At 70.1% G+C, this 17,847-nt stretch carries 13 protein-coding genes; 7 read left to right on the top strand and 6 right to left on the bottom strand.

All coding sequences use genetic code 11. The features are described from left to right. Nucleotides 1–116 precede the first annotated feature (116 nt). Genes AC3A6B_RS16235 through AC3A6B_RS16215 form a run of 5 tightly spaced genes read left to right on the top strand, consistent with a single transcriptional unit; the run spans nt 117 to nt 8,261 of the window. On the top strand, nt 117–3,617 hold the full coding sequence (locus tag AC3A6B_RS16235) for a transglutaminase family protein (protein WP_487837707.1): 3,501 nt from the start codon (nt 117–119) through the stop codon (nt 3,615–3,617). Nucleotides 3,618–3,655: 38 nt separating this feature from the next. Next, on the top strand, nt 3,656–6,352 hold the full coding sequence (locus AC3A6B_RS16230) for a circularly permuted type 2 ATP-grasp protein (protein WP_487837706.1): 2,697 nt from the start codon (nt 3,656–3,658) through the stop codon (nt 6,350–6,352). Nucleotides 6,353–6,354: 2 nt separating this feature from the next. Then, on the top strand, nt 6,355–7,356 hold the full coding sequence (locus tag AC3A6B_RS16225) for a transglutaminase family protein (RefSeq protein ID WP_487837705.1): 1,002 nt from the start codon (nt 6,355–6,357) through the stop codon (nt 7,354–7,356). Next, nucleotides 7,353–7,811: a RidA family protein gene (locus AC3A6B_RS16220; protein WP_487837704.1), complete on the top strand. Its 459-nt coding sequence runs from the start codon at nt 7,353–7,355 to the stop codon at nt 7,809–7,811. The genes AC3A6B_RS16225 and AC3A6B_RS16220 overlap by 4 nt, the downstream gene beginning before the upstream one ends. Continuing rightward, complete coding sequence (locus tag AC3A6B_RS16215) at nt 7,812–8,261, top strand: Lrp/AsnC family transcriptional regulator (RefSeq protein WP_487837703.1); 450 nt, start codon at nt 7,812–7,814, stop codon at nt 8,259–8,261. Here AC3A6B_RS16215 and AC3A6B_RS16210 read toward each other — a convergent pair. The 5 genes from AC3A6B_RS16210 to AC3A6B_RS16190 form a co-directional block, all read right to left on the bottom strand. Further along, nucleotides 8,250–9,479, bottom strand: a complete 1,230-nt coding sequence (locus tag AC3A6B_RS16210) for an MFS transporter (protein WP_487837702.1) — start codon at nt 9,477–9,479, stop codon at nt 8,250–8,252. The two genes, AC3A6B_RS16215 and AC3A6B_RS16210, sit on opposite strands and share 12 nt — an antisense overlap. Before the next feature lie 146 nt (nt 9,480–9,625). Then, a complete protein-coding gene (locus AC3A6B_RS16205) occupies nt 9,626–10,810 on the bottom strand; it encodes a saccharopine dehydrogenase family protein (RefSeq protein WP_487837701.1) in 1,185 nt (394 codons plus the stop codon). Between the two features lie 121 nt (nt 10,811–10,931). Next, nucleotides 10,932–11,957, bottom strand: coding sequence for a LacI family DNA-binding transcriptional regulator (locus tag AC3A6B_RS16200; protein WP_487837700.1), 1,026 nt, complete (start codon nt 11,955–11,957; stop codon nt 10,932–10,934). Nucleotides 11,958–11,971: 14 nt separating this feature from the next. Then, nucleotides 11,972–12,955, bottom strand: a complete 984-nt coding sequence (locus tag AC3A6B_RS16195; RefSeq protein WP_487837699.1) for a 2-hydroxyacid dehydrogenase — start codon at nt 12,953–12,955, stop codon at nt 11,972–11,974. Beyond that, the gene (locus AC3A6B_RS16190; protein ID WP_487837698.1) at nt 12,955–13,905 is read right to left on the bottom strand and encodes a sugar kinase; all 951 of its coding nucleotides are present in this window, start codon (nt 13,903–13,905) and stop codon (nt 12,955–12,957) included. The genes AC3A6B_RS16195 and AC3A6B_RS16190 overlap by 1 nt, the downstream gene beginning before the upstream one ends. Nucleotides 13,906–14,058: 153 nt before the next feature. Here AC3A6B_RS16190 and AC3A6B_RS16185 point away from each other — a divergent pair, with 153 nt between their 5' ends. Beyond that, on the top strand, nt 14,059–15,762 hold the full coding sequence (locus tag AC3A6B_RS16185; protein WP_487837697.1) for a hypothetical protein: 1,704 nt from the start codon (nt 14,059–14,061) through the stop codon (nt 15,760–15,762). An 8-nt stretch (nt 15,763–15,770) separates the two neighbouring features. Further along, nucleotides 15,771–16,982 (top strand): acetate/propionate family kinase, encoded by a 1,212-nt coding sequence (locus tag AC3A6B_RS16180; protein WP_487837696.1) that lies wholly within the window; start codon nt 15,771–15,773, stop codon nt 16,980–16,982. Here the strand turns inward: AC3A6B_RS16180 and AC3A6B_RS16175 are convergent. Then, complete coding sequence (locus AC3A6B_RS16175; RefSeq protein WP_487837695.1) at nt 16,975–17,847, bottom strand: GDSL-type esterase/lipase family protein; 873 nt, start codon at nt 17,845–17,847, stop codon at nt 16,975–16,977. The two genes, AC3A6B_RS16180 and AC3A6B_RS16175, sit on opposite strands and share 8 nt — an antisense overlap.

Below are 17,847 nucleotides of genomic sequence, written 5' to 3'. Positions count from 1 at the left end.
GTCCTCGATGACATGCAGCAATCACTCCCTGACACGCTCTCTGTGGCGCGCTAATTGCTATCCGTGTGGGCTAGTATGCGTCTCACCCCGAGGCACCCTCGACGTCACGAGAAAAAATGTCCATTCACGCCGCTCTCCACCACGTCACCCACTACAAGTACGACCGTCCGGTGCAGCTGGGTCCGCAGGTGATCCGCCTGCGTCCCGCGCCGCATTGCCGCAGCAACGTGATTTCCTACTCGCTGCGCGTCGAACCCGAACAGCACTTCGTCAACTGGCAGCAGGACCCGTTCGCGAACTACCAGGCGCGCCTGGTGTTCCCCGAAAAGACGCGCGAGTTCAAGGTCACGGTCGACCTCGTGGTCGAGATGGCGGTCTACAACCCCTTCGACTTCTTCCTCGAGCCGCAGGCCGAGAACTTCCCCTTCAAATACACCGAGTCGCAGGCGCAGGAACTCGCGCCCTACCTCGTGGCCGACCCCGCCACGCCGCTGGTGGCAGCCTACCTCGAGAAGATCGACCGCAAGACGCAGCGCACCATCGACTTCCTCGTCGGCCTCAACCAGCAGGTGCAGAAGGACGTCGGCTACCTGATCCGCATGGAGCCGGGCGTGCAGTCGCCCGAGCAGACGCTGGCCAATGCCTCCGGCTCCTGCCGCGACTCGGGCTGGCTGCTGGTGCAGCTGCTGCGCCATTGCGGGCTGGCGGCGCGCTTCGTCTCGGGCTACCTGATCCAGCTCACGCCCGACGTGAAGGCGCTCGACGGCCCGAGCGGCACCACGGTCGACTTCACCGACCTGCATGCCTGGTGCGAGGTCTACCTGCCCGGCGCCGGCTGGATCGGGCTCGACGCCACCTCGGGCCTGATGGCCGGCGAGGGCCACATCCCGCTCGCCTGCACGCCCACGCCTTCGAGCGCGGCGCCGATCGAAGGCGCGGTGGACGAAGCCGAGGTCGACTTCGCCCACGAGATGAAGGTCACGCGCATCCACGAGTCGCCGCGCGTCACCAAGCCCTACACCGAGGAGCAATGGGCCGAGGTGCTGGCATTGGGCGATGCAGTCGACGCGCGCCTGAATGCCGGCGACGTGCGCCTCACGATGGGCGGCGAGCCCACCTACGTCGCCACCGCCGACCGCGATGCCGCCGAATGGAACACCGACGCCCTCGGCCCCACCAAGCGCGGCTACGCGACCGAGCTCGTGCACAAGCTGCGCGCCGAATACGGCCAGGGCGGTTTCCTGCATTTCGGCCAGGGCAAGTGGTACCCGGGCGAGCAGCTGCCGCGCTGGGCGCTGTCGATCTTCTGGCGCGCCGACGGCCAGCCGCTGTGGCACAAGCCCGAGCTCTTCGCCGACGAGCGCACGCCCACCCACTACACGAGCGAAGACGCACGCCGCTTCACCAGCGCGCTCGCGCACAAGCTCGGCCTCACCGACCGCTTCGTGCAGCCCGGCTACGAAGACGTCTACTACTACCTCTGGCGCGAACGCCGGCTGCCGGTGAACGTCGACCCCTTCGATTCGAAGCTCGACGACGAGTTGGAGCGCGTGCGCCTGCGCCGCGTGTTCACGCAGAAGCTCGACGCGGTGATCGGCTACATGCTGCCCATCGAGGCCGCTAACGCCGACACCGATGCACCCGCGCTCGCCGGCCCGGGCTGGAAGACCGGCCCCTGGTTCCTGCGCGACGATCGCATGTACCTGGTCCCCGGCGATTCGCCGATGGGCTATCGCCTGCCGCTCGATTCGCAGCCCTGGGTCAGCAAGGGCGACTATCCCTACCTGGTGGAGCGCGACCCCACTGCGCCGCGCGCGCCGCTGCCCGCCTCCACCCTCTTGCGTGCGCGCTATGAAGGCGGGCTCGCCGCCGCGCCCGCCGATCTGGGCGCCGTGCCCTACGACTTCGGCGTGCCGCAGCAGTCGCCGGCCGCGCTGCGCTTCCAGGCCGCGCACGGCAACCCGGCGGCGGCGCGCGCGGCCGCGGCCTCCTCCGATCCGACCACGACGCGCGAGCCGCGGCGCGGCGAGTCCGCGCACTGGGTCACGCGCACCGCGCTGTGCGTGGAGGTGCGCGACCCGCGCCGCGCCAACGGACCCGCCGCCGAGAAGGTCGGCAGCGCCTCGGGCGTGCTCTACGTCTTCATGCCGCCGCTGGCGCGGCTGGAGGACTACCTCGACCTCGTCGCCGCGGTCGAAGCCACGGCCGAGCAGCTGGGCGTGCAGGTGGTGCTCGAAGGCTATCCGCCGCCGCGCGATCCGCGCCTGAAGATGCTGCAGGTCACGCCCGACCCCGGCGTGATCGAGGTCAACATCCATCCCGCGCACAACTGGCGCGAACTGGTGGCGCACACCGAGTTCCTCTACAACGCGGCCTTCGAGACGCGCCTGTCGGCCGAGAAGTTCATGACCGACGGCCGCCACACCGGCACCGGCGGCGGCAACCACTTCGTGCTGGGCGGCGCCACCCCGGCCGACAGCCCCTTCCTGCGCCGGCCCGAGCTGCTCGCGAGCCTCTTGCTCTACTGGCACAACCACCCGTCGCTGAGCTACCTGTTCTCGGGCATGTTCATCGGCCCGACCAGCCAGGCGCCGCGCGTCGACGAGGCGCGCAACGACCAGCTCTACGAGCTCGAGATCGCCCTCAAGGAAATCGCGCGCAACCGCGAGATCCACGGCCAGAACATGCCGGCCTGGATGGTGGACCGCACGCTGCGCAACATCCTCGTCGACGTCACCGGCAACACGCACCGCAGCGAGTTCTGCATCGACAAGCTCTACTCGCCTGACTCCGCCACCGGCCGCCTCGGCCTGCTGGAGCTGCGCGCCTTCGAAATGCCGCCGCATGCGCGCATGAGCATCGCGCAGCAGCTGCTGCTGCGCGCCTTCATCGCCCGCTTCTGGGACGAGCCCTACCAGGCGCCCGCCACGCGCTGGGGCACCGAACTGCACGACCGCTTCCTGTTGCCGACCTTCGTCAAGATGGACTTCGACGATGTCATCAGCGAGATGCGGCAAGCCGGCTTCGCCTTCGATCCGAACTGGTTCGCGCCGCACCTGGAGTTCCGCTTCCCGCTGGTCGGCCAGGTGCAGTCCATGGGCGTCGAGCTGTCGCTGCGCAATGCGCTCGAACCCTGGCACGTGATGGGCGAGGAAGGCTCGGCCGGAGGCACCGTGCGCTATGTCGACTCCTCGCTCGAACGCATCGAGGTGCGCGTGACCGGCCTCAACGAAAGCCGCCACGTCGTCACCGTCAACGGCCAGGTGCTGCCGCTGCAGCCCACCGGCACGGTCGGCGAATTCGTGGCCGGCATCCGCTACAAGGCCTGGAATCCGCCCTCGGCGCTGCATCCCAGCATCGGCGTCCATGCGCCGCTCACCTTCGACCTGGTCGACACCTGGATGAAGCGCTCGCTGGGCGGCTGCCAGTACTTCGTCGCCCATCCGGGCGGTCGCAGCTACGACACCTTCCCGGTCAACGCCTACGAGGCCGAGAGCCGGCGCCACTCGCGCTTCTCGCGCATGGGCCATACGCCCGGCCTGCTGCGCACGCCGCCGGCCACCATCGAGCTCGCGGGCAGCCGGGAATTCCCCTTCACGTTGGATTTGCGCCGGTGAGCCAATGTCGGTGACCAGGGTGTGACAATCAACACACCGTGGACCCACTGAACGAATCCCTCTTCGACGCCCAGGCCCTGGAGTCACCCGCCGACTTGGCCTCGGCGCTCGCCCCGCCGGCCGCGCCGGGCCACTTCGACGAACTGCGCGGCGCCGCCACGCCGATCACGGCCCCGCGCTTGGGCGCGCCCTCCCAGCCGGCGCCGTTGTACGAGGCCTCGTCCGTGCCTTCGGCCGCGCAGGCCGAAGAAGCCCCCCCGCGCGAGCGCCCGCCGCTCGCGCCCGCCTGGGCCGACTTCTTCCAGCAGCTGGGCGCTGCCGGCTTCAACGACTTGCCGCGGCGCGCGGTCAGCCTCGAGCGGCAGATCCGCGACAACGGCGTCACCTACAACGTGTACGCCGATGCCGACGGACCGCAGCGGCCCTGGTCGCTCGACCTCTTTCCGCTGATCGTCTCGCCCGAGAGCTGGGCCCAGATCGAGGCCGGCGTGCTGCAGCGCACGCGCGTGCTCGACCGCGTGATGGCCGACGTCTACGGGCCGCAGCAGCTGCTGGCCGAGGGCCTGCTGCCGTCCGCGCTGGTGCATGGCCATCCGGGCTACCTGCGCGCGATGCACGGCGTCAAGCCGCCCGGCGACACCTGGCTGCACATCGCCGCCTTCGACCTGGCGCGCGGACCCGACGGCAACTGGTGGGTGGTGTCGCAGCGCACGCAGGCACCCTCGGGCCTGGGCTACCTGCTCGAGAACCGGCTCGCGATCGCGCGCCAGTTCCCGCAGGCCTTCGAGGCGCTGCACGTGCAGCGCCTGGCCGCGACCTACCACGCGATGATGGAAGGGCTGCAGCACATGTGCCCTGCCGGCCAGCCGCCGCACATCGCGCTGCTCACGCCGGGGCCCTACAACGAAACCTATTTCGAGCACGCCTACCTCTCGCGCTACCTCGGCATCACCTTGGTCGAAGGCAGCGACCTCACGGTGCGCGACCAGCGCCTCTACCTCAAGACGCTGCAGGGCCTGCGCCCGGTGCACGGGCTGATCAAGCGGCTCGACGATCAGTACCTCGACCCGCTCGAGTTGCGCCCCGACTCCACGCTCGGCGTGCCGGGCCTGCTGCAGGCGATCCGCGCCGGCAACGTGCTGGTGGCCAACATGCCGGGCTCGGCCTTCCTGGAGTCGCCTGCGCTGCTCGGCTTCCTGCCGGCGCTGGCGCGCCGCCTGATCGGCGAGAAGCTGCAACTGCCGGCCCTGCCCACCTGGTGGTGCGGCGAACGCGCCGCCATGGAAGCGGTGCTGCCGCAGCTCGACAGCTGCGCGATCAAGTCCACCTACCCGGGCGACGATTCCCACACCAGCTTCGATGCCGTGCTCGGCAGCCGCATGGGACGCCGCGAGCTCGACGAATGGGCAGGCCGCATCGTGCGCCAGGGCGACGAGCACACGGTGCAGAGCTACCTGCCGCTGTCGCAGATGCCGACCTGGACGCAGGACCTCGGCGCCGGTCACATCGCGCCGCGCGCGGTGCTCTTGCGCGTGTTCGCGGTCAGCGACGGCGCAAAGTCGTGGCGCGTACTGCCCGGCGGCCTGGCGCGGCTCGCGGGCGCGGATGCGCAGATCGCCTCGATGCAGCGCGGCGGCAGCAGCGCCGACGTCTGGGTGCAGACCCACGGCGAGGTCGATCGCACCACCCTGCTGCAGCCGCACGCCACGCCGGCCTCGCTGGCGCGGCACCGCGCACCGGTCACCAGCCGCGCGGCCGAGAACATGTTCTGGCTCGGCCGCTACACCGAGCGCGCCGAGAACGCGGTGGGCCTCGCGCGGCTCACGCTCGACGTGCTCGGCGGCGAAGACCAGTCCTCGCCGGCGCTCCTGAGCTGGCTGCACCGGCTGACGCTGCGCAATGCGCTGGTGCCGCGCGATGTACCGACCATCCCGAAATCGCGCCGCGTGTTCGAACGCGCGCTGATCGCGGAGCTGGGCGACGTCGAAGAAGGCGGCAGCGTCGGCTACAGCCTGCGCTGCGTGCGCCAGGCCGCGGCCGCGGTGCGCGAGCGGCTGTCGCAGGACAACTGGAATCAGATCGTGCGCGCCGAGGCCGAATTCCTGCGCCGTGCCGCCGAGCAGGCCGGCGAGCGCGGCGAAGGCAGCTATGCGAGCGCCGGCGCGTTGCGCATGCTCGAATCGACCAGCGCCGCGCTGGCCGCGATCACCGGCGCCCAGACCGACCGTATGACGCGCGACGACGCCTGGCGGCTGCTCTCGATCGGCCGCCATATCGAGCGGCTCGGGTTCCTCTCCAGTTCGCTGGCGGCCGGCCTCGAGATCGGCTCGGTGCACGAGGTGAGCGGCTTCGAGGCCATGGTCGCGCTGTTCGACAGCACGATCACCTTCCATGCGCGCTATCAGCAACGCCGCGACGTGGCGACGCTGGTCGACCTGCTGGTGCAGGACGGCGACAACCCGCGGTCGCTCGCCTGGGTGACGCAGACGCTGCGCGGCCGCATCGCGCGGCTGGCAGGCAGCGCGCCGGGCAAGCTCACTGCCCTCTCGCACGAGTTGCCCGACCCGGCCACGTGGACGCTCGAACATCTCTGCGAAGCCGGGCCCGACGGACGCCATCCCGCGCTGGAGAATGTGCTCGAGAACTGCGAGACGGCGGCCTACCATGTCTCGGACGCCATCGGCATCCGCTACTTCACCCTGACCTCCGAGTCCCTCCGCTCCGTCGGAGCCTGACCATGCTGCTGCACGTCACCCACGAAACACGCTACGCCTACACGCCGCCGGTCGAGACCGCGCAGCATCTCGCGCACCTGAAGCCGCTGGCAACCGGCTCGCAGCGGCTGGTGAGCCACGCCCTCGCGATCAGCCCCAAGCCCGCGCAGCGCGGCGAGTCGCCCGATGTCTACGGCAACGCGCGCGCCTTCTTCGCGCTCGATTCGACGCACGAGGAACTGGTGGTCACGGCCGAGAGCGTGGTCGAGACCGGGGTGCCGGCGCTGTCGCCGGCGGCGTCGCTCACACTGCCCTGGGAGGAGGTGCGCGAGCGCTTCCGCTACGCCAAGGACCTGCCCTTCGATCCGGCCTCCGAATTCGTCTTCGCTTCGCGCTACGTGCCGCGGCACGATGAGTTCGCCGCCTACGCGCGACCCAGCTTCGCGCCCGGCCGACCGGTGTTCGACGCGGCGATGGACCTCACGCTGCGCATGTACCACGACTTCGTCTACGACACCGAGAGCACCGAGATCAGCACGCCGGCGATCGAGGCGCTGGCGCAGCGCCACGGCGTGTGCCAGGACTTCGCCCACATCATGATCGCCTGCTTCCGCACGCTGGGCCTGCCGGCGCGCTACGTCAGCGGCTATCTGCTGACGCAGCCGCCGCCCGGGCGCCCGCGGCTGGTCGGCGCCGATGCCTCGCATGCCTGGGTCTCGGTCTACCTGCCCGGCGACGACGGGCCCGGCGACTGGGCCGAGTTCGACCCGACCAACGGGCGCCAGCCCGGCGAGGACTACGTGGTGCTGGCCATCGGCCGCGACTATTCCGACGTCTCGCCGATGCGCGGCGTGCTGCACGGCGGCGCGCGCCACACGCTCGACGTCAGCGTCACTGTGCGGCCGCTCGAAGAGCTGCGGGCCGAGGCGCGGCAAGCGGCGCAATCGGCGCAATCGGCGCAGTCACAAATGCCGACTCAGACGCAATCACAATCGCAATCCCAACAAGACGAGGACCCTCTATGAGCGTTTACGACAAACTTTCCATCCTCGGCATCACGCTGCCGCCGGTGTCGGCTCCTGCCGCCGCCTATGTGCCCTATGTGCAGACCGGCAAGCTGGTGTTCCTCTCCGGCCATATCGCCAAGAAAGACGGCAAGCCCTGGGTCGGCCAGCTCGGCGCCACGCTCGGCACCGACGAAGGCAAGCAGGCCGCGCGCGCGATCGCGATCGACCTGCTCGGCACGCTGCAGGCCGCGGTCGGCGACCTGAACAAGGTCAAGCGCATCGTCAAGGTGATGAGCCTGGTCAACTCGGTCGGCACTTTCACCGAGCAGCATCTCGTCACCAACGGCGCCAGCGATTTCTTCGCCGAGGTCTTCGGCCCCGAGAAGGGCGCGCATGCGCGCAGCGCCTTCGGCGTGGCGCAGGTTCCCTTGGGTGCCTGCGTCGAAATCGAACTGATCGCCGAAGTCGAATAGTTGGACGACACCGATCGCCATTTGCTGAGCCTGCTGCAGGCCAATGCCCGCGAGCCCGCTGCCGAGCTCGCGCGCAAGCTCAAGGTGGCGCGCACGACGGTGGTGGCGCGCATCGCGCGGCTGGAACGCGAGGGCGTGATCGGCGGTTACGGCGTGCGCCTCGGGCAGCGGCTCGAACATGCCGCGGTGCGGGCCTACTGCGGCCTCAGCGTGGCGCCGAAGTCGGCCACCGCCGTGGTCCGTGCGCTCGAGCGGCTGCCGGAGGTCGAGGAGCTCTCGGCCGTCAGCGGCCAGTACGACTACATGCTGGCCCTGCGCTGCGAAACCAACGAGCAGCTCGACGCCCTGCTCGACCGCATCGGGCTGATCGAGGGCATCCAGCACACCCACACCTCGGTGGTGTTGAGCCGCAAGGTCGATCGCCGCAGCGCGGTGCCGTCAAGCGGCTGAGCGCGCCTGCGGCCGCTGCCCACGGCCCAGCGTGCCGACGACGGCGGTGGCCACGAGCACCAGCGCGGCGCTCAAGAGCATGGTGCTCGAGATGCCATGGTTGTCGACCACGAGGCCGCCGACCAGCGCGCCCGACGCGATGGCGACCTGGAACCCGCTCACGAGCAACGCCTGCCCGGCCTCCTGCGCATCGGGCACGGCTTCCATCATCCAGCCGGTCAGCGAGACCGGAATCAGGCCGAAGGCCAGGCCCCAGACGACCACCACCGCCGCGCCGGCCACGATCCCGCTGCCGGCCACGGTCGACAGCAACAGCGCCGCCGCGAGCAGCACCGTCGCCAAGAGCGTGGTGCCGCGCACGCTGCGCGCCACCAGGCTGCCGCCGACGAAGGTGCCGATGAAGCCGGTCGCGCCATAGACCAGCAGCAGCGTCGTCACCGCGCCCGGCGCCAGCCCGAAGGTCTGCTGCAGGAGCGGCGTCAGGTAGGTATAGGCCGCGAAATGCCCGGCGATGAGGAACAGCACCGCCAGCAGCCCGACCTGCGCCATGCGCCGCGTGAGCGGCGTCAGCAGGTCGCGCGGGCGAATCGCGCGTGCCGGCGGCATGGCCGGCAGCAGCCAGATCTGCGCCGCCAGCACGACGGCCGCGAGCAGCCCGGTCACCGCGAAGGCCGCACGCCAGCCGGCGAAGTTGCTGATGAAGGCGCCGGCCGGCACGCCGAACACCGTCGCCGCCGAGACGCCCGCCAACACGAGCGACATGGCGCGCGCCTTCGACATGTCCGGCACCAGTTGCGTGGCGGCGCCCGGCGCGAAGGTCCAGAAGCCGCCGATGCACAGGCCGAGCAGGAAGCGCGCCACCAGCATGGTCGCGAAGTTGGGCGCGAAGGCGGCCAGCAGGTTCGACGCGACCAACAGACCGGAGAGCGCGATCATCACGGTACGGCGGTCGAGGCGGCCGGAGGCGACGATCAACGCCGGCCCGGCGAAGGCGGCCAGCACGCCCGGCATCGTGACCATCAGGCCTGCCGTGCCGTCGCTGACGTTGAGGCCGGCGGCGATGTCGGTCAGCAAGCCGATCGGCAGGAATTCCGTCGTCACCATCGAGAAGGTTCCGATGGCGATAGAGCCGACCGCGAGCCAGGCGGAGCGCGGGGTTTCGGTGGTTTCAGAAACAGAGGGCAGCGCATCGGCGCATGAGGTGCAGGGTGCATTCATGGGTGGAGAAGCCTTGGAAGGGAGCCCCGGCGAAGCGTGCCGCGGCTTGTTGCAGTGCGAGGTCTGAGTTTGAAGCCGCATCGGCAGCGCAGAAGCCACCCGGCGGAAGCTCACCGTTTCCTCTTCACCAACAATCGACCCGGCCTCTACGTCTGCTTTGCGGCGTTGCTCCGCGCGCGCCTGCCGGCATGAAGCGCCCGATGAGCGACCGCAGGCGCCTGCGACGCGCCGGCCTTGGTGTCGCCCAGCGCCGCATAGCAGTTGGCGACACGCGTGGACAGGAAGGCTTCGAGCGAGACCTGCTCCTGCCCCACGAAGCCCTGCGCCGGCAGTCGGCCGGCGTGCAGCAGTTCGAACACACCGACCACGCCGGCGGCCGTGGCGAGCTCGATCGCGGTGCGGTCCACGCCGCGCAGCCGGCCGCCGTCGATGCAGGCCAAGCGGGTCTGCTGCTCGAAGCGTCCGCCCCGCTCGCCCGATGCCGACGCGAACACGATGACCGTGTCCTCGCGGCTGTGGGGCACGGCATGCTCCAGCACCTCGCGCAGCAGGTCGCGGCGCTCGACCAGGCGCAGGTCGTGCAGCAGGAAATCCATCGCATCGCGGTGGCCGGGGTAGCGAAGGGACTTGTAGTCGAGGTTGCGCACGCGGCCCGCCAGCGTCTCGCCGAGCGTGCCCAGCCCGCCCGAGGTGTTGAAGGCCTCGAAGGCCTCGCCATCGAGCACCAGGGTCTCGTGCCCTTCCAGCGGCTGCAGCGACACGGGCCGGCCCTGCACCACGGCCGCGCACGGGTTGCAGTACTCGTTGATCAGGCCGTCGATGCTCCAGGTGAAGTTGTAGCGCAGCCGGTTGGTGGCGTGGCGCGTCAGCGCCCCGACGCGCAGATGCAGGTCGTACAGCGTGTCGAAACGGCCGGCCAGCTGCATGCCCAACATGCCGATCACGCCCGGCGCCAGCCCGCACTGCGGCATCAGCACCGTGGATGCGCCCTCGGCCAGCGCACGGATGGCTGCGGTGGCCGCCACGTCCTCCGTCAGGTCGAAGTAGTGCACGCCCTGCGCCCGCGCCGCCGTGGCCACACGGGCCGCGAGATAGAAGGGCAAGGCATTGATCACCACCTGGTGCCCCGCCAGCACGGCTGCCAGCGCCGCGCCCTCCTCCACGTCCAGCGTGACGCGCTCGACCAGCCGGTCGCCGGGCTCGGCATGGGCATGCGTGCGGTCCGCGAGCGTGACCGGCAGGTGGTGGTGCTCGGCCACCATGTCGGCCACCGTGCTGCCGACCTTGCCGGCGCCCAGCACCAGGACCTTGCGGATGTCTTGCGGGCTCATCGTGCACCTCCTCATCGTTTGGATGAGGACACTGTAGGAGCGAGGGCTGGCAGCCGGAAGCCGCCAATGCGACGCGAACACACGCGTTTCCGGTGGAACGACGCCCCGGACGATCGAATCGTCAGGCCGGGCCCGACGACCCCCGCACCACCAGCTCGCCCGGCAGCAGCAGTTGCCGCGGCGGGCCTTCGAGACCCCGCAGGCGTTCGATCAAACAGGTCGCCGCAGCGCGCCCGATCGCATCGGTGGGCTGCGCGATGGCGCTGAGGCCCGGCCCGATCAAGGGCGCCCATTCCGGATCGTCGAAGCCCACGAAACCGAGCTCCTCGCCGAAGCGCCAGCCCAGGCGCGCCATCGCCGAGGCCACGCGCAAGGTCACGACCGCGTTACCGGCCAGCACGGCGGCGCGCCGCCCGCGCTTGGCGCGCTTGTGCAGGGCGCGCAGCGCGGCGTCGAGCGCTTCGCCGTCGTCGCCGGTGCTCTCGAACACTTCCCCCGCGACGCGCGGTTCGTGGGCCGCGATGCAGTCGCCGAAGGCGGCGGCGCGTTCGCGCCGCGAGCTCACGCCCTTTTGCGGCTCGGTGATGTAGAGCAGCTCGCTGTATCCGCCCTCGACCAGATGGCCGCAGGCGGCCTGCATCGCCGCCGGGTTGTCCAGCGACACGAAGTCGGCGTGCATGCCGTCATGGCGGCGGTCCACCAGCACCGCGGGCTTGCCGTGCAGCGCGTCGGCATCGACCAGCCCTGCGCCGTGTCCCAGCGTGTTGAGGATGAAGCCGTCCACCTGGTAGCCGGCGAGCGCATCGATGGCTTCGCGTTCGCGGCCGATGTCGTTGCCGAGATTGAACAGCATCACCAGGTAGCCGGCGTCCTGGCAGGCCTTCTCGGCGCCGCGCAGCACCGCCACCGAGTAGGGGTTCGTGATGTCGGCCACGATGAGGCCGATCAGGCGCGAGCGGCCGTGGCTCAGCGCCTGCGCCATCGGGCTCGGCGTGTAGGCCAGCTGCGCGACCGCGGCCTCGACGCGCGCCGCGATGTCGGGGCTCAGCAGCCGTTCGCGGTGGTTGAGAAAGCGCGAGACGGTGGCCTTGGAGACGCCCGCCGTCTTGGCGACGTCCGCAATCGTTGCTTTGGCCGGGCGCTGCATGGGCGATCGCGCGTTCAAGCAAAGGCCGTGTCGTAGACCGCCGCCGGCCGCTCGCCCGCCAGCGCCTGCAGCAGGTTGGTGGTGGCCAGCTCGGCCATCGCATGCCGCGTCTCGTGCGTGGCCGAGCCGATGTGCGGCAGCGGCGTCACGCGCGGATGCGTGCGCAACGGCGAATCCATGGGCAGAGGCTCGGTCCCGAACACGTCGAGGCCGGCGGCCCGCAATGTGCCCTGGTCGAGCGCGGCGAGCAGCGCGTGTTCCTGCACGGTGGCGCCGCGGCCGCCGTTGATGAAGATGGCGCCCGGCTTCATGAGGCCGAACATGCGCTCGTCGACCATGCCGCGCGTGCTGTCGGACAGCGGCAGCATCGCGACCACGAAGTCGGCGCGTGCCAGCAGTTCATCGAGCGGCGTGTGCATCGCGCGTGCCACCAGCTCGGGCGACTGCACGGCCAGATCGACCGGGCGCCTCGCGTGATAGAGCACCGGCATGCCGAAGCCCAGGGCGGCACGGCGCGCGATGGCCTGGCCGATGCGGCCGAAGCCCAGCAGGCCCAGCGTCTTGCCGTGCACATCGAAGCCGAACAGGTCCTCGCCGATGTTCCCGGCCCAGCGGCCTTCGCGCACAAGGTTGGCGAGCTCCACCACGCGGCGGCTGGTCGCCATCAGGAGCGCGAACACGGTGTCGGCCACCGTCTCGTCGAGCACGCCGGGCGTGTGGCACAGCATGATGCCGTGCGCATGCAGGGCGGCCAGCGCGTAGTTGTCGACCCCGACCGAGACGCTGGAGATCACTTCGAGCCTGGGCGCGCGCTCGAGCAGCGCGTCGTCCACCGGGTAGCTCGAACCGATCAGGCCCCGGGCCAGCGGCAGCGCGGCCTCGAAGGCCTCGCGCTCGGCGGCGATGCGCGGGTTGGCGACCGTGACCTCGTGCACCGCCTGCAGACGGGCGAGCTGGTCGTCGGGCAGTTCGCGAAAGACCAGGATCTTCTTGCGCATCACAACCTCGCTTCGTTCAATTGCGCCCGCGTCGGCAGGCCTTCGGTGTCGCCCAGCACCTGCACGGCACGGGCGCCGATCCAGGCGGCGCGCCGCACCGCCTCGGGCACCGTCCTGCCCTCCAGCAGCGCGCTGATCACGCCGACTGCGAAGCCGTCGCCAGCGCCCACGGTATCGATCACCTGCGCCACCGGAAAGCCGTCGACGCGCCCGGTGCCGGCCGCATCGCCGTCATAGTAGGCGCCCTCGGCGCCGAGCTTGACCACCACCAGCTTCGCGCCGCGCTGCCGGTAGAAATGCGCCACGCCTTCGGGCGTGCTTTCGCCGGTGAGCAGAAAGCCTTCTTCCATGCCGGGCAGCACCCAGTCGGCGCGGGCCGCGAGGTCGTTGATCGAGCGCCGCATCACATCGGTCGACGCCCACAGCGTGGGCCGCAGGTTCGGGTCGAAGGAGATCGTGCGGCCGGCCGCGCGCATCACCTCCATGCTCTTGATCGCGGCCTGCAGGCTGGTGTTGGAGATGGCCGCGAACACGCCGGTCGCATGCAGATGCCGTGCCGAGCGCAGCCAAGCCTCGTCGACATCGGCCGGGCTCATGTGGCTCGCGGCCGAGCCCTTGCGGTGGTATTCCACCGGCGGGTCGCTGCCGTCGGTCACGCGGCCCTTGAACTGGATGCCGGTGCGCTGCGTCGGGTCGCTGATCACGTGCGAGCAATCGATGCCTTCGCCCTGCATGGCGGCGAGCAGCGCGCGGCCCATCGTATCGGTGCCGAGCCGGCTGGCCCAGCCGACCTTGAAGCCCAAACGCGCGAGGCCGATCGCCACATTGGTTTCGGCACCGGCCGTTCGCTTGTGGAAGGCGGTGGCGTTCTCGATCGGGCCGGGCTGGTCGGCCACCAGCAAGAGCATGGCCTCGCCGAAGAGCGCGACATCGAAGGCAGGGTTTGTCATGTTCGCAATGCTCGGATATGCGCGACCTGGTCGCGCGATGGTGCATCCCGCGCTGGGGACAAGACGTCGGTGCGAGGGAACGAAGTGTATGAAACCGGTTTCATGCCCACATCCGGGATTTCCCCTAGTCGGCCTTCTGCCTACACTCGCACGATGCTGACCCCCACTCTGCCGCACGCCGCGCCACAAGGCGAAAGTGCGGTCGCCGCGCCCACCGTGCGCCATCTGCGCCAGGCCCTGTTGTGGCCCCTGCGGCTGATGCCGACGACGCAGCCGCGCCACGCGCAGCGCAGCCCCTGGGACGTGCTGCGCGAGCTCGGCGATGCCTCTCCCTGGCGCGAGCAGATCGACGAGTACACGGGCGACAGCGAGCGCTTCCACGAGCGCCACTACAACGAGTTCGTGAGCTTCCTGCCGTATGTGCAGCGCTTCCTCTACGGCGAAGGCCGCGCACGGCGCCAGCCTGGAGGCCCCGACGGCGGCGACTCGCCGATGCGCATCTTCCGCCGGCGCGACATCGCCGCCGTGCGCGTGGTGCCCCGCCCTGGCGATGCGCCCGTCGTGCTGCAGGTCGTGCACGTCGACCTCTATTTCTTCTACGACGTCGACGTGGTGCTGCTGAACATGGAAGTCGGCACCGACGACCTGAGCCTGCCGCTGGCGCAGGAGATCCTCTACCGCTTCGGTCGCGCCTATCCAGGCGGCTGGGATGCCCAGGGCGCCGCACTGCATTGCATGCACAGTGTCGAATGGCTGGGCCGCGACGGCAGCGTGCTTTCGAGTTCGGACGTGCAGAACCGCGAGGCCTTTCTCTCGCACGTCGCCGAGCACCGCGCGCCGCGCATTGCCGCGCACTGGGCCTGGCTGATGCAGCCGCTGGTGAGCGACCATTCGGAGCAGCCGGGCGAGCTGCGCTTCCGCCAGCTCGAGTACTACCGCATGCCGGTGATGGCGTACCTCTCGCTCGACGACCCGCGCCGTCTCACGCGCAACGACTTCGTCCGCCTGGCCCTGGTCACGGGCGCGGCCGAGCCGGCGGTCGGCGGCGCCGGGCCGCTGCCCTACGCCGAAGCACACGTGGCCGACTTCGAGCAGAAGTATTGCTACGACCGCTTCTGGGTCGATGCCGGCGCCGCGCCCAACACGCGCTACATGTGCAACGGCCGCGCGCTCATCGTGGTCGGCGACGCGCGCTCCGAGTTCTTCTGCTGCCGCGACCGCGGCGTGCTGGCTCAGTTCCGCCACCAGCACTTCCTGCTGTTCCTGATCGCGCATTTCCAGAAGGCCGCGTTGCAGATGTTCTCCGATCGCCTGGTCGAGGCGCTGCGTATGCTCGACATACACGACGTGGCCAGCGTCAAGCGTTTCAAGCGCGCGATCCGCAGGAGCTTCGAGGGCTTTCTTCGCTTCACGCACCGCTACTGGTTCCACGAGATCTCCGAGCAGGCGCAAGTGCGCGCGCTGTCGCACCTGTGCACCACGCACCTCGGGCTCGATCCGCTCTACGAGGAGGTCAAGGTGCGCATCGCCGACATGAACACGTACCTCGACGCCGACAGCCTGCGCCGCCAGGCCAACACCGTGGTGCGGCTCACGGTGGTCACGCTGTTCGGCCTGATCGGCACCATCACCACCGGCTTCCTCGGCATGAACCTGCTGGCCGAGGCCGAGGCGCCGCTCGCGCGCAAGCTGGTGTGGTTCGCCGTGGTGGGCGTGCTGACCACCTGCCTCACGGTCTACACCATGGTCAAGTCGAAGCGGCTCTCGGACTTTCTGGATGCGCTCTCGGACGAGCGCCATACCTTGCGCACCAAGCTGGCAGTGCTGATGCGGGTCTGGCGACCGGGCTCTGACTGAGGGGCGTCGTGTCCGACCACGTCATCACCTTCAACGCCGGCTCCTCGTCGGTCAAGTTCGCGCTGTTCTCGGTCGACGCAGGCGGGGTTGCGCAGCGGGCCGCCACGGGCCAGGTCGACGGGCTCGGCGCCGACGCGCACTTCGAGGCGCAGGCCGCGGACGGACGCATCCTGCACGACGGCCACCTGCTGGCCGGCGCGCTTCGCGGGCACCGCGACGCATTCCACGCGATCCTGGCGTTGATGGGCGCCGCATTTCCGCAGCTGCGGCTGGCCGCGATCGGCCACCGCGTCGTTCACGGCGCGATGCGCTTCAGCGCATCGACCGCGGTCGACGACGCGGTGCTCGCGCAGCTGCGCGCCCTGGTGCCGCTCGCCCCGCTGCACCTGCCGAACAACATCGCCGGCATCGAGGCCGCGCGCAGCGCGTTCCCCGACGTGCCGCAGGTGGCCTGCTTCGACACCGCCTTCCACAGCGGCCATGATTTTCTGCGCGAAGCCTACGCGCTGCCGCGCAGCCACTACGACGCAGGCATCCGGCGCTACGGCTTCCACGGCCTCTCGTACGAGTACATCGCGCAGCGCCTTGCCGAGCTGTCGCCGCGCGAAGCGGCGGGGCGCGTGATCGTCGCCCACCTCGGCAACGGCGCATCGATGTGCGCCTTGCGCGCCGGCCGCTCGATCGACACGACGATGGGCTACAGCGCGCTCGACGGGCTGCCCATGGGAACGCGCTGCGGGGCGATCGATCCGGGCGTGCTGCTGTACCTGCTCGACACGGAGGGCTACGACGCGGCGCGGCTCTCCGATCTGCTCTACAAGGAGTCGGGGCTCAAGGGCCTGTCGGGGATCTCGCACGACATGCGCGAGCTGGAGGCCTCCGGCGATCCGCGCGCGGACGAGGCCATCGCGTACTTCTGCGCCCGCGTCCGCCGCGAGGCCGGCGCGCTCGCAGCATCGCTCGGCGGCCTCGACGCCTTCGTCTTCACCGGCGGCATCGGAGAGCATTCGGCACGCGTGCGTGCGGCCGTGCTGGCCGAACTGGGCTGGCTCGGCATCGCGTTCGACGACGCGGACGCCCTCGCCCAGTGCGAAGAGCGCGGCGACCGCGTGATCTCCGCGCTCGGCTCGACGGTGAGCGCCTGGGTCATCGCGACCGACGAGGAAGCGACGATCGCGCGCCACGCGCTGCGCATCGCCCGCGCGTGCGCGCCTAGGTGACGGGCGCGATCACCGCTTCGATCGCATCGCGCCATACGGCAGCCAGCTTGCCGTAGCCCTTCGAATTGGGGTGGATCTCGTTCAGCCAATCGTTGCTGTCGCCCTCGCTGTCCGCATCGGCGGGCGTCAGCGTGGTGCCCAGCGTGTCGATCACATGCACGTTGGCGAGGGCCAGCGTGCGCACGACGCCGGCCAGCCGGTCGATCAGGTGCTTCGCGAGCGCCAGATGCATCGATGGCGGAATGCCGTGCGCCACCAGCGCCGGCAGCAGCCAGGGGCCCCTGCCCGGCGCTGCCGCCGCGTTGCGCGGCGTCGGGTACTCGTAGGTGTGAACGAAGATCGGCGTGGCGCTGTTGAGCGCACTGTTCGCGGCCAGGCGCGACACCATGCCGAAGTTCTCGCGCAGGTAGCGCTCGAACATCAGCCATGCCTCGGGATGAATGCAGTCCGCGGGCGAAGCCGGATCGCTGCCCGGCGGCAGCTTGCGCAGCAGCTGCTGGTCGACCCGCTTGGCGCTGACCGCATCGATCAGGTCGTTGCCGCCGCCGCTCAGCAGGATGGCATCGAACTCCCAGGCCCGCAGGCCCTGCGGACCGCCGTCGATCAAGGTGGCGAAGGCCGGGTCGCGCCACCAGTCGACCATGCGGGCCAGCGTATCGCTCGGACGCGCAGTGCTGGTCACCAGCGTGCTGCGCCCGAGGGCCAGCCGATTCAGCAGGTTGTTGCCGAAGAGCGAGCCGAAGGAGAACCACGAGTCGCCTTCGGCCAGCATGTGCCAGCCGAAATCCGAGGGACTGACGCTGTGTTCGTCGAAGCCGAGCTGCTCGGGGCGAATGCATCGGACGGGCTTGCCGGATGTGGCCAT

This window comes from Variovorax sp. Soil_C_33 (assembly GCF_057656935.1).
Note: the sequence above shows the minus strand (reverse complement) of the source record. Positions and strands in the feature narration are given on the sequence as shown.